Source organism: Sutcliffiella horikoshii (assembly GCF_008180725.1).
Classification (GTDB): Bacteria; Bacillota; Bacilli; order Bacillales; family Bacillaceae_I; genus Sutcliffiella_A; species Sutcliffiella_A horikoshii_B.
On record NZ_VTEV01000001.1, the window covers coordinates 127,214 to 138,945 of the forward strand.

Annotated in this window: 16 protein-coding genes and 1 tRNA gene; 3 read left to right on the forward strand and 14 right to left on the reverse strand. The window is 37.7% G+C overall.

The features are described from left to right. The first annotated feature begins 154 nt into the window (after positions 1 to 154). A complete protein-coding gene (gene selD, locus FZC76_RS00645; protein ID WP_148986343.1) occupies positions 155 to 1,219 on the forward strand; it encodes a selenide, water dikinase SelD in 1,065 nt (354 codons plus the stop codon). 22 nt (positions 1,220 to 1,241) lie between these two features. Here selD and selB read toward each other — a convergent pair whose 3' ends face one another. From selB to FZC76_RS22840, 4 genes are all read right to left on the reverse strand, one after another. Next, positions 1,242 to 3,131, reverse strand: a complete 1,890-nt coding sequence (gene selB, locus FZC76_RS00650; protein WP_392396796.1) for a selenocysteine-specific translation elongation factor — start codon at positions 3,129 to 3,131, stop codon at positions 1,242 to 1,244. Next, positions 3,115 to 3,342, reverse strand: a complete 228-nt coding sequence (locus FZC76_RS00655; RefSeq protein WP_148986345.1) for a spore germination protein — start codon at positions 3,340 to 3,342, stop codon at positions 3,115 to 3,117. The genes selB and FZC76_RS00655 overlap by 17 nt, the downstream gene beginning before the upstream one ends. Positions 3,343 to 3,402: 60 nt before the next feature. Further along, on the reverse strand, positions 3,403 to 3,642 hold the full coding sequence (locus FZC76_RS00660; RefSeq protein ID WP_148986346.1) for a hypothetical protein: 240 nt from the start codon (positions 3,640 to 3,642) through the stop codon (positions 3,403 to 3,405). A gap of 415 nt (positions 3,643 to 4,057) precedes the next feature. Next, the gene (locus FZC76_RS22840; protein WP_187441914.1) at positions 4,058 to 4,207 is read right to left on the reverse strand and encodes a hypothetical protein; all 150 of its coding nucleotides are present in this window, start codon (positions 4,205 to 4,207) and stop codon (positions 4,058 to 4,060) included. Positions 4,208 to 4,732: 525 nt separating this feature from the next. On the opposite strand from FZC76_RS22840, the gene FZC76_RS22845 reads away from it, so the two are divergent. Then, entirely contained in the window at positions 4,733 to 4,903 is a 171-nt protein-coding gene (locus FZC76_RS22845) for a hypothetical protein (RefSeq protein WP_187441915.1), read from the forward strand. Positions 4,904 to 4,947: 44 nt separating this feature from the next. Here the strand turns inward: FZC76_RS22845 and FZC76_RS00670 are convergent, their stop codons facing one another. The 8 genes from FZC76_RS00670 to FZC76_RS00705 form a co-directional block, all read right to left on the reverse strand. Then, positions 4,948 to 5,652, reverse strand: coding sequence for a hypothetical protein (locus FZC76_RS00670; RefSeq protein ID WP_148986348.1), 705 nt, complete (start codon positions 5,650 to 5,652; stop codon positions 4,948 to 4,950). Then, positions 5,649 to 6,404 (reverse strand): hypothetical protein, encoded by a 756-nt coding sequence (locus FZC76_RS00675; protein ID WP_148986349.1) that lies wholly within the window; start codon positions 6,402 to 6,404, stop codon positions 5,649 to 5,651. The genes FZC76_RS00670 and FZC76_RS00675 overlap by 4 nt, the downstream gene beginning before the upstream one ends. Continuing rightward, a complete protein-coding gene (locus FZC76_RS00680) occupies positions 6,388 to 7,284 on the reverse strand; it encodes an ATP-binding cassette domain-containing protein (protein ID WP_148986350.1) in 897 nt (298 codons plus the stop codon). Before FZC76_RS00680 ends, FZC76_RS00675 begins: the two co-directional genes overlap by 17 nt. A gap of 3 nt (positions 7,285 to 7,287) precedes the next feature. Then, complete coding sequence (locus FZC76_RS00685; protein WP_148986351.1) at positions 7,288 to 7,668, reverse strand: GntR family transcriptional regulator; 381 nt, start codon at positions 7,666 to 7,668, stop codon at positions 7,288 to 7,290. A 133-nt stretch (positions 7,669 to 7,801) separates the two neighbouring features. After that, positions 7,802 to 8,293: a GyrI-like domain-containing protein gene (locus FZC76_RS00690; protein ID WP_148986352.1), complete on the reverse strand. Its 492-nt coding sequence runs from the start codon at positions 8,291 to 8,293 to the stop codon at positions 7,802 to 7,804. Between the two features lie 17 nt (positions 8,294 to 8,310). Next, entirely contained in the window at positions 8,311 to 8,787 is a 477-nt protein-coding gene (locus FZC76_RS00695) for a GyrI-like domain-containing protein (protein WP_148986353.1), read from the reverse strand. An 82-nt stretch (positions 8,788 to 8,869) separates the two neighbouring features. Further along, a complete protein-coding gene (locus FZC76_RS00700; protein WP_148986354.1) occupies positions 8,870 to 9,529 on the reverse strand; it encodes a DUF429 domain-containing protein in 660 nt (219 codons plus the stop codon). 21 nt (positions 9,530 to 9,550) lie between these two features. Further along, positions 9,551 to 10,312 carry an AAA family ATPase gene (locus FZC76_RS00705; protein ID WP_148986355.1) on the reverse strand — a complete coding sequence of 254 codons (762 nt, stop codon included), beginning with the start codon at positions 10,310 to 10,312 and terminating at the stop codon, positions 9,551 to 9,553. Positions 10,313 to 10,451: 139 nt separating this feature from the next. On the opposite strand from FZC76_RS00705, the gene FZC76_RS00710 reads away from it, so the two are divergent. Then, a tRNA-Sec gene (locus FZC76_RS00710) sits at positions 10,452 to 10,548 on the forward strand. An 80-nt stretch (positions 10,549 to 10,628) separates the two neighbouring features. Here FZC76_RS00710 and FZC76_RS00715 read toward each other — a convergent pair. Beyond that, positions 10,629 to 10,985 (reverse strand): hypothetical protein, encoded by a 357-nt coding sequence (locus FZC76_RS00715; RefSeq protein ID WP_148986356.1) that lies wholly within the window; start codon positions 10,983 to 10,985, stop codon positions 10,629 to 10,631. 156 nt (positions 10,986 to 11,141) lie between these two features. Then, on the reverse strand, positions 11,142 to 11,630 hold the full coding sequence (locus FZC76_RS00720; protein WP_148986357.1) for a hypothetical protein: 489 nt from the start codon (positions 11,628 to 11,630) through the stop codon (positions 11,142 to 11,144). Positions 11,631 to 11,732 lie beyond the last annotated feature (102 nt).

An 11,732-nucleotide genomic window follows, 5' to 3' on the forward strand; every position in this document is an offset into this window, starting at 1 on the left:
TATGCAAGTTTTCACTACGATGACCAAGATATTCCTTCTCAGTCACTAGTACTATCATAGTACAACTACTATCTTTTCGCAAAATTCAAATCTTTATCACTGGATAAGTGTTAAAAGTAAGAATATACTTTAATATAGACAGGAGGTGGGTTTTATGACTGAACACGAAAAAGTCCGTTTAACATCACTATCGACTAAAGCTGGCTGAGGATGCAAACTTGGTCCTAGTGACCTCGCGCAAGTTTTGCGTGACTTACCTGCAAATAACCACGATCCTAATTTATTGGTAGGCTATAACACTTCTGATGATGCCGGCGTTTATAAAATTACCGACGATATAGCCATGATACAAACGCTCGATTATTTCACACCGGTTGTGGATGACCCTTACATGTTTGGACAAATTGCTGCTGCCAACGCATTGAGTGATGTTTATGCGATGGGAGGTACTCCAAAAACAGCTCTAAATATTGTCGGATATCCCATTAAGAAATTGGGTCCAGATATTCTACACGCCATCCTTTCAGGTGCATTGGACAAAGTGAAGGAAGCTGGTGCAGTCATTGTTGGCGGTCATTCCATTGACGATCAGGAACCAAAATTCGGCTTATCCGTTACAGGTTTTGCCCATCCAGAACAGATATGGAAAAATACCGGTGCCCGTCCAGGAGATGCACTAGTATTGACAAAGCCAATCGGAGTAGGCATTCTTACTACCGCTATCAAAAGGGAAAAAGCAACTGATGCACAAATTAGACTTGTGACAGAAACAATGGCGTCCCTAAACAAACATGCTGCTGAAACTTTGAAAGAATTCAGCCCGAATGCTGTGACAGATGTAACAGGCTTCGGCCTTCTAGGTCATGCGAGTGAAATTGCTCGTGGAAGCGGCGTAAGCTTACATATCGACCTGAAAAAGGTGCCTGTGTTGACTGGGACATATGAGTTGGCGGAAGACGGTGTCATTCCAGGAGGTTCTAAATCCAATCATCAATGGCTAAATAGCGATGTCCACTACCATAATTCCGTCACTCTACATGAGCAACTTGTATTGTGTGACGCCATAACATCAGGAGGCTTACTTGTAAGCATGCCGGTATCTGAAGCGCATCAATATGTTAATATGCTGAAGGAGAAGAATGTGTTTGCTTCAATTATCGGATCTGTTTCAGAAAAATGTGAAAAATGTATGTATGTAAACAAAAACGGAGCTAACTGAACTCTTCAGTAGCTCCGTTTTATTATATCCAATACCGAACAGAGTCCTCTCTTTTCGTGATCTGTAACGTATCTAATAACTCCATAAAAGGTATTAAGTATTTGCGCGACAACCCGAGTCTCTCTTTTACACCGCTCAGCTCTAATTTTTCAGGATATATCTTCTTTAATTCTCTTATGGAATTGTCTACATGTTTCACACTAACTAAATACTTGTCATCCAACGCATACATTCTCTTCTGCTTGATTAAATAGTGTTGGAGTTCACGTAGTTCTTTTTCAGGAAGCCCAGCATCTCGTCCATATTCCGAATATGGCTGAGGACTAAGGCCGCCTTCTTCCAAACGCGACACAACCTGTTCCATCCTTTTCTTCCAAGAAGGCGGAAAGTGAGGATTAAAGTCCGCATCAAACAACAAACTTTCGTGTCGCATAATCTTTCCTTCATCTTGAAGCGATTTAAGAGCAAATTCTACTAGATTTCTGGGTATAGAATTTGAAAAGTGGGAAAGTATTTCCGCTTTTGCCACACCTGCTTTTAAAGGATTGTGTTTATGAAAATCATGAATATAGTTTAATACTTGTTGTAAAGTGGCTTTTACATCTTCTAGACCTGAAAAGAAATGATCTGTGATTTGGATCAGTTTTCCAGCTTCTAATAACGAGTCTAACTCCTTTTGGCTTAAGCCGGTTTCTTTTTGTAGTTCATTCATTTCTAACAGCTTCCTATTAATTAGGACTTGGTAAACTCTTTCTTCTGGGCTTCCTTCTTTCACTTTTTGAAGTGTTTGTATCGTGTTTTGGCCAAATTTATATTTAGAGCCTTTTGCTTGAATAACCCAACCACCGCCGACTGTTTCAACTGGAGTCGGTCTTCTTATAATTAACTTGTCTCCTCTTTTTGCCGTTATTTTTTCATCTAATCGCAACTGACACAATACTTCTTCACCTGAGTCATTAATCTCATTGCGATCAAAAAATATGATTTTCCCCATTACTTCGGCAGTTCCAATATGTACTTTCACAATACTTCTTTGCTTGATTGGGTATTGAAGCTTTTTGATGAATTTCAAACTAACATCGATGACATCTGTTGGTTCATATGTTTGAGAATGGACAAGCACATCTCCGCGATTAATATCTTCAGCACTTATATTAGGAAGGTTCACTGCAACTCGCTGACCCGCCATTGCTTTTTCCACCATTTTACTGTGCACTTGCAACTGCCTTGCTTTTACAGGTACTCCTGAAGGAAGAATTTGAAGCTCGTCATCTGTGCGTATCAACCCTTCCATAATCGTTCCCCGGACAACCGTCCCTTGTCCTTTAATGGAAAATACCTGATCGATTGGCAAGCGGAACTCTCCACTTTCCTGCTTGACTGTTATGTTGTTTACTTGATCTAATATTGTTGCCTTCAACTCATCAATACCTATATTTTTAGTACTATCTATAAAGACAACTGGCGCATGTTGAAAGACGGAACCTTCTAACTCATCCATTATTTCTTCTTTAACAAGCTCCAGAAATTCTTCTTCCACTTTATCTTTTTTGGTAATAGCTATAATTCCTTTCTGAATTTGCAGGAATTTAACAATTTCCAGATGTTCTCTTGTTTGTGGCATAACTCCTTCGTCTGCAGCAACAACCAATATGACCAGGTCAATTCCAGAAACCCCTGCAATCATCTGGCGGATGAATCGTTCATGCCCTGGTACATCAATAATAGATAAAAGGGAGCCATCAGCCATCTTTAGAGGCGCATACCCGAGCTCAATGGATATCTGCCTCTCCTTCTCTTCTTTGAGTCTATCAGTATCCACTCCAGTCAGAGCTTTCGTCAGCGTAGTCTTGCCGTGATCAATATGCCCTGCCATCCCAATTGTATAGTGCTTATCAGTCAAACCCCTCACCTATTTCATCATTTATTTCTACGTTTTTCTTTCCACACACATTAACAACACTTATCTTAGTAAAAGTTTTGATGCATTGTCCAAGATTTCCTGATCCCGATCCTGTCACACCGGTTTCCTCCGCTATTGGACAAGCTTTAAAGATATTGCCAAAGTTTACAACTCCACCGTTTACATTCTTTATCACTACTTTATTAATAAAACAACCCATCTACGCCACCCCTTTTTGATAGCGTATGACAGCATGTTTATGCTTGTATAGGTGGACGTCCTATTTTTTATAGTGTTGTTTCAAGTATTGTTGCCACTCTTCTTCCGTCCAGGATGTATGCTTTTTTTCTTGTAAAAAGCCTTTTTTCCATTGTCTTTTGATGTTTGCTACCTCATTCGCCTGGATGCTGCTTTGATTGAGCGCTTTCGCACGGATATCGTCCCAGTCAGGTTTTCGATCTTCCGGTGGACGTGAAAGAAACGGATCAAAGATAAGCTTCATGGCCAAAAGTAATAACATGAGACAAAGGATTATCTTTACAAAAGTATGTATTGGGATAAATAGGACTATTAGAGCGCACAAAACAAAAATCATCCAGATCTTCCGGCTCAAATTCTTCATTATCTTCCTATTCACTTGATTCCTGTTCTGCACTTGAGTATCGTATTTATTTTCTATTTCACAATCCACACAATACACTTCAATTTCTTGAGAGGCCCTATGATAACGTTCAACTAGAGCCTTTTTATGCTTTGTACAATATAAGTCCAAATTGTTCCTCCATTAAAACCGTCTTTAATTTTAATTATACCAATCAATTTTGAAAACTTGAAATGAAACTGGGCTAAATCGCAAAAGAAGCGTCCCAATAGTAGGTACGCTTCTCCCTTCTTGCTTTTCCATTATGTAGGATTGCAAGATACTTATTTCGATGTTAGAAATTTAGTTTTACTGGATTTACTAAAGCAGGCAAAGTTTCTGTCGAATCAGAAACATTCACTTCAATCACTTTGAAATCTGTAGAATAAGTCTCTACTTTGTAGTCTGTAAATACCATTTGATCTTTTAAAATTAATTCCTTCATTTGTCATTCTTCCTTTCAAAATTTTTATCACACAATGGAAAGTATATGCGCCTTGTAAAAAAATGTGACAGGGAAGTGTGAAAATAGGTTTGGGCGGGTTTAAAGTCGAGGATACCGAAGAAAGGGGTTGGCTCCAAATGGTATGAAAATGGACCAAAAAAGGGCTTTTTTAATGCAAATATCCCTGTTTTCTGTTGTGAATTTTTGGTTCGGTCACTTTTTTCATTAGTTCGGTCAATTTTGGTACCTTAGAGTGGTTGGTTCGGACAAATCCATGCCCTTGTTCGGTCAGAAAATCGTCGCCTTCGGTCATTTGAAAATTTCGTTCGGTCAAATTCATGAAATCTCCGGTCAATTTCTAAAAAACTTCGGTCAACTTTCCAAAAACTTCGGTCAAAATTGTAAAATCTTCGGACATTTGCATATCTCATCCCCCAAAATAGTAAAGTCATTTTTTATAGGGTTGTTTCATTGACAATAGAGCATAAGTTAAATATTAAACAAATGTATCTAAGGGGGAGTTCATTGGAGACTTTCGGGCGAGGTTGTTTATATATCATCATTGGAATCGGAGTATTACTGCTTTTAGCTATTGTGACACAGAGTCACATCAATATTCCTTTCATTATCGCAATCCCTCTGGTTATACTGGCTTTTTATATCGCAAAAAAGAGAACAGACGAGAAAAACAGATAACCAAGCATGATACACTATACATGCTTGGTTTTTTCTGCATTAAGCTATTTAACTTCCGGTATGATCATGAATTCCTCATTCCATGTAACTTCTATGTCTTCTGGAACTCTGACATAAATGATCGCATTACTAGAAGAATGCCCGTATCCCTGCATGGTCGAACGTTGCCCGCTGAATTGTGAGAATGGAAACTCCGGTGCTGTATAGGCCATACTCTTTTCAAAATATGCTGGATGTTCAACCTCTAATATGCCATTAGAATACTTTATAGATGGAAGCGGAAGCTCCTCTGAAAGGTCAAATTGTTCAACAGTTAGAATGCCCTTGTATAGTTTTACTTCGATTTCACCTTCTAAATCTGGTGTTTTTTCATACATGATCATATATTCTTGAAAATAATTATCTTGACTTCTAATTTCGAGTAATTTTTCGGAGAGGTCATATGTTTCTTTACTAAATAAATAACTTTCTTCGATTTCTTCTTTATTCATTAGTCTTTCATAGAGGAGAAAGCCATTTTCATCTTCAGCTTTTCCTTTCCATTCTAAATATTCAGCTTCAGGCATCAAGAAATATATCACCATAGAAAAAAGTAAAATAATTATATATCCACCTAAAATCCAACTATTGTTCTTAACGGAGGAAGTAATGCCAACTCTTTTGATCCCTTTCGAAAATAGGAACAAGACAGAGAAGATAATCCCAATAAAGATTACGAGATTGATAATGATTATTGTCATAGGGCTCATTGTCTGACCTCCATTCTATTGAATATCGCTACGGAACTTGCGAATAAAACGAGCACCGTTATGAGTACTTTCAAAACGAATACAATGAAAGATGATTCCAAATAGAAGAACTCCACAATGTTAGCAAGGCCGCTTACCTGGCTGATGAAACCTCCAAAAAATAAATACCCTACAAAAAGGACCGGGACAAGGATCTTAAATAAACTAGAAACCCTAACCAAAGTCCCCACGAAGTATCCTGCAGCACCACATAACAAAACATATAGAAATGCTGTCAAGATTCCAATAACAAGGAAGCTGCCAATGTTCATGGAAACTGGTGAATGATACAAAGAGTCGAATTTCGGTAGTAATAGTACGATTACTTGTAGCAGGTACTTCGACATAAGTGCTGTTATGGTTCCAATGGTGCTAACCAATACCACAAAGCAAACATTGGACAGATCACTGCTCAATCTATTTGTTACAAAGGAAAAATCATCATTCCTATATGCTTTTGATGTGATGATGATGGATACAATAAAAACCCATAACATCGTAAAAACGAAAATTAGATTCGCAGAATAATAATGAATGTTCAACCTGACCAGTTCCGAACCTCCACTTGAATTACCTACTCCATTCAAAGAAAATAGGACCGCGATCACTTGTAAGATGATCAATGAAATAAAAACCCCAGAATAGGCACTTAGTTTATATAAAAATTGTTTCTTCACGACTTGATCAAACGATACCTTACTCAAAGACTTCATCAATTCCACCTCTTTCTTTACTAGTTAAGTAGATGCATATGTCGTTGGATGAGACGGAGGAAAGCTCAAATTCTAACTTTCTAGCATCTTGCTTTATTTTCTCCGTATAGTTGTTTTCAATAACCGCATAAGATAGCTCTGAACTAATTGTTTTTCTGTAGAGTACCCTTTTATCCTCTAACCAATCATTAAGAACACTCGTCTTCCCTTGCACCGCAATCGCGTATTCCTTAACTTCAGATATGGGAATGTGCAACAGTTTCTCACCGTTCTTTAACAGAAGAATATCCTCCAAAAGGTCTTCTATTTCTTCCAGATGATGACTCGATATTATTATGGTTCTCGGGTTGGTAATATAATCTTTAAGAAGAGCACGGTAGAAATCCTTACGTACGGAAGCGTCCATTCCAGTTGTAGGCTCATCAAACATAGTCAGAGAACAACGGGATGCCAACCCAACAATTATGTTAAAGGTACTTTTCATCCCTTTGGATAATTCACTATGCCGGTAATCTAGTCGAAAGGAAAAATATTCAAATAGTTTACTTGCGAGCTCTGCATCCCATTTTGGATAAAATGATGCAGCTGCATTCAACACCTCACCCAAATTTAACGCAATTGGAAACGACATTTGATCATCTACAAGAATGCTGTTGGCTGAGGCAAACAAGCTATTATATGGTTGTTCATTAAACACTCTGACCTCTCCTGAAGTCTGCTTCTGAAAACCAGCCATTATGTTTAGTAGAGTCGTTTTTCCCGCACCGTTTCTCCCAATCAACCCTGTAATTTTATTTTCACTAATATGGAAACTCAAGTCATTAAGAGCTCTTGAGCGACCATAATCCTTGACCAAACCCTCACATTCCACTACTTTCATCTATTATTCCCCCTTGCTTTGTTTACTTTCTTTTCTCACCATCTCAAGCAGTTCATCCATACCTACATTTAGTTGTTCAGCTTCTGATACCAATTCAATAACCAGTCTTTTTAACGTATGTTCTCGCCTCTTTGTCAGGATGATAGCTTGTGCTGCTTCTGTCACAAACATGCCGAGCCCCCTTTTTTTGTATAAGACTTCTTCTTCCACTAATAATGTAAGACCCTTTGCTGCAGTTGCAGGATTTATATTAAAGATTTCAGCTAATTGATATTGCGAATACACTTTTTGATCCTTACGGAAATTTCCATTAAGGATTTCCGTCTCAAGCCATTCGGCTATTTGCACATATATCGGTTTTGTACCATCCGTGTTCAAAATCAATGTTCCACCTCCATTCAACCATAGTGCATTAGTGTTGTAATGTAGTATATGATATTTACCAAAATAATGCAACGATTTTACAGGAATTTTTTTACACAAAAAAACGACACCAGCTAGTGGCATCGTTTTATATTCATGATTTTAATTCAATTGGAATAAGAATCTCAAAGTGTGGATCTTCTAGATCTCTATCGACAGGATATTTCTCATGCTTTATTGGAAGATCATCGTAATAGTCTATACCTTTTTCCTTAAACGGTTGATAGTCACACTCTTTAAACCATTGATAAATTTCCGTATAGGTGACACCGATATCTTTTCCTTTAGGATGCTCAACCTTTAAATAGGTCATCTCTGGAACAATAATTTCAACCATTCCAAGTAATAACTCCTGTTTTTTATCCACTTCAAAAACAGAATAATGAATAAATCCATCAGATCTTAGGTGATAGGATAACCCTAATTGCGTTTCAGGATTTTTCACATAACTTAGTTCGCTAACTCTGTTACTCATCTTTATTATTAGTTCTTTTAATTTTGGAACTTCCGCATAAGAACCTTCCCATTTTAGCCCCATCGCACGATAAGAAGCAATGGTTACTATTTCACCAACTAGTGTTTTCATTAAAGCATCCCCCTCTATTAATGAATAACAGGAATATATAATTCTACCATTTCTTCTTCTGCATCATCTTCAAAATAAAAAACTTCAATTGGAAGAGCTTTCTCAAGACTTTCTTGACGATACCCATTATCCTTCATCCAGGAAAAGACTCTCTCATAGCTTTTGTCTACCGTTTTGTTTGAGCAGGTTATCTTTGCGTACGTTGTGATAGGTATATTTATGGCCATCATCCCACTCGGAATTGTAGCAAATTCATTCACTTCCACACAGGCAAAATATGTTGCAACCAGACTGTTTGCAAGGTACGGGCAATAAATTACATTACGATCCACCACATGACTCACTTCGTCTCTTCTATTCTCGAAGTCTTGTTGTACATTCATCGCAACTTCAGGAAAGGACTGTGGAAAATTACCTGTCGCACATTGACCAACTAACTGAAGTTTTTTTTGAACCACTTCACATTTAAAAGTTGCAATGGAATTCTGAATCATACAAACACCCGCTCCTTTTTGGATAAATTCACCATTATTAGAATTCGATGTGAATAAGAAAAATCCTTTTCAAACTTTGCATTTAACAACAATAATCAAAAGGATGTAGGGGAGGTTGCGCAAAAAATATCCAATGTGGTTTTAATGAGTGGTCCGCCCAGTGCCACGCTGCTAATGCTGCTGCACAAGCATCGATGGAGTGGCTCTCCTTTTCTACACCATTGGGTAACCCAATAACGTTTTGTTGAGCAAACCAGTTCTTAAGATATTTTCGTGATGAAAAATTTTGCTTGTAAGTAAGAACGTATTCTAATTCTTTTTCCGTTACTCTCGCCCCAATTGCCGCTCCAGGATGTACTTCAACTATAGAAACAGGAAAAGTCGTATGGATTTTTTCTATCTCTCTCGTGAGTTTTATTCCTCTTAATGTTAGATATACCATTCTAGTGTAAGTCGGCGGCATAATGGAACCTGGCTTCATCCCAAAGGAAACAATAAATTTTCGTAACTGTTTATCACTTTCCCTATCTCCACCACCATCCTGATAAGATAATGGAGCATCTATTCCAATGACGATCTCATCTAATCTACTTAAGTCTATAATTTCGTTTAGTATTTCTTCGTCGCTGATGTTTGAGATCATTTTTTTGAAGGTTAAATGATTTTCACTCTGTTTAAAGACGGTAAGCACGGTATCCTTATGATTACTTGGACCAGCCAAGTCCAGTCCGATTAAGATCATTTGACTACCTCCATTTATACCTCATTCATGCTGAAACAAGTGATGCAACATCCTATCCCGATCATCAAAGAACTGCTTTACGATTGTATAGTGTGGAGTCTCTTCTAAAGAGGTTTCACACATTCCTTCTTGAGTCAGTTCCAAAATTTTCGCATCAGGGTAAGCCATGACGATTGGAGAGTGAGTAGAGATGATGAATTGTGACCCATCTTGCACCAGCTCGTTAATTCTGGCGAGCATCGACATCTGCTTGAGCGGAGATAAGGCTGCTTCCGGCTCATCTAGGATATATAAACCCTTTCCTTGGAAACGGTCCACGAATGCAGCAAAAAAAGATTCCCCATGCGATTGCTGATGTAGTGATTTTCCTCCAAAAGAATCAATAATCCTTCTTCCGCCACCAGGTTCTCGGTCCATTTCCTCAATATTAGTTGCGACATTATAGAAAGTCTCCGCTCTAAAGAAAAAGCTATCCGAGGGCCTTTCTGCACCCTTTATAACACGGAAATAGTTGTCTAATTCCGAATGGGAGTCATAGCTTGTAAAGTTAAAATTCAACGTTCCACCCTCAGGATTAAAGCCCAAAGCAATAGCAATTCCTTCAAGCAATGTGGATTTACCCATTCCATTTTCTCCGATGATGTAGGTGACATTAGGATGAAGATGAAGTGTGTTCAAGTCTTTTATTACTGGCAGGTTGAAAGGAAAGCGATCGAATGTGGGAATGGATTCTCTTTTCAATGTGATGCCTCTTATGTATTGCGTATCTTTCTCTAATTTCAACTTTTTTCTCCCTCCTTTTTAGAAATTAGATCTCTTGCTAAATAATGTACCACAACCGAACAAATGTTTCCACTATTATGAGGAACATTCCTATTGCATTCTTCCATAGCAAAAAGTAAAATAGTACTATCCAAAGTATGGGGCTGATTGCAATGCTGGTGCTTGTCTCGGTCTTCAAAACCGCTTGTGAGGCGCGTGCCGTCTCAGGTGGGTTCGATTCCCACGCAGTCCCGCCATACATATTCTTCACAAAATCCTCCAATACAAAATGTTTTCCTCACATAAAAAAATGACAGGAACAAGTCCTGCCATTTTTTTAAGGGGTAATGTTACTTTGCATAGCCATTTCAGGATTTCTCCCAAACATTACATAGTCCGTGGAGATTGGTAAAATGTCGATAATGCTATTAAAGTTCAATAGATTATCAAATTGAGTTCCTCTTACTGTAACGATTTGAGTTTTACTGTAAATATCTCCATTGAAATTAGTCGACATCACAATACCATTCAAGAACGGATTTTCTTCACTTCCGTAGAAAATGGTTCTTGTTTGCCCTGGAGGCAGTGTAAATACTACTTCCCCGGCAAAATTAGCTGGGTTGCTTCCTTGACGGACTAGGAGGAATATTTGCAAGCTAGCTGCACTACGGTTGTTAAATGTTTTTTCTGCCATTCATTCACCCCCTTTTCTTTGAGATTACTATATATTATTCTAGTAATGTCAAATTGCTAGGGTAAGTATAATAGTCAAATCTATTAAATTTCAGAAAAAATAAAAGAACACCCTCGCATTCTAAATTAAGAATACAAAGGTGTGTCTTATCTTAATTTAATCTTGATTATACTGTTCAAACCAACCTACCAAATCTTCTGGCCACTTTTCCTCATCTATAATCTTTGGTGTAAAGCTGCCCATTTCAATCAGAATATACCTTGCAGAAGTCTTTATGATAAAGAAATCTTCCTTTGGAGTCGGAATAATCTTTTCTATGTCAACATTATGTTTTTGGAGAAATTCCTTGATATCATCCTCTTCCTTCGTGCTCATTGACTGGGGAGATACATCAAAAAGTATATCGTTTGAACTTCGCACCATTTTTCTACGTCTTTTTGGTATGTTCTCGTTAATCACTTCTAAGATTCGAATGATTTCTGACATCCCTATTAAAGCCATTCCTGTAACAAGTGAACCAAGAAAAGTAGTAACAAAAAATAAAAAACTGTTTGCTTGTGATCCACCAATAATCCCTAACAATAATCCTAGTGCTATTACTATACTACCTACTACTTTAAGTACTGCGCCTATTTGATTTTGCAATATTATCTCCCCTTTTCTCTCTCTACAATATGTATTCCACTTTCGACAAAAAAATCCTCTTTTTACTAATTATGTTTATAAAAAAGAGCCTTGCCATATAGG

Coding starts and splice junctions, on each gene's coding strand:
- FZC76_RS00655 (WP_148986345.1), bottom strand. CDS start 3,342: ATGGGTTGTTTTATTAATAAAGTAGTGATAAAGAATGTAAACGGTGGA.
- FZC76_RS00660 (WP_148986346.1), bottom strand. CDS start 3,642: ATGTTATTACTTTTGGCCATGAAGCTTATCTTTGATCCGTTTCTTTCA.
- FZC76_RS22840 (WP_187441914.1), bottom strand. CDS start 4,207: ATGAAGGAATTAATTTTAAAAGATCAAATGGTATTTACAGACTACAAA.
- FZC76_RS00670 (WP_148986348.1), bottom strand. CDS start 5,652: ATGAGCCCTATGACAATAATCATTATCAATCTCGTAATCTTTATTGGG.
- FZC76_RS00675 (WP_148986349.1), bottom strand. CDS start 6,404: ATGAAGTCTTTGAGTAAGGTATCGTTTGATCAAGTCGTGAAGAAACAA.
- FZC76_RS00680 (WP_148986350.1), bottom strand. CDS start 7,284: ATGAAAGTAGTGGAATGTGAGGGTTTGGTCAAGGATTATGGTCGCTCA.
- FZC76_RS00690 (WP_148986352.1), bottom strand. CDS start 8,293: ATGAAAACACTAGTTGGTGAAATAGTAACCATTGCTTCTTATCGTGCG.
- FZC76_RS00695 (WP_148986353.1), bottom strand. CDS start 8,787: ATGATTCAGAATTCCATTGCAACTTTTAAATGTGAAGTGGTTCAAAAA.
- FZC76_RS00700 (WP_148986354.1), bottom strand. CDS start 9,529: ATGATCTTAATCGGACTGGACTTGGCTGGTCCAAGTAATCATAAGGAT.
- FZC76_RS00715 (WP_148986356.1), bottom strand. CDS start 10,985: ATGGCAGAAAAAACATTTAACAACCGTAGTGCAGCTAGCTTGCAAATA.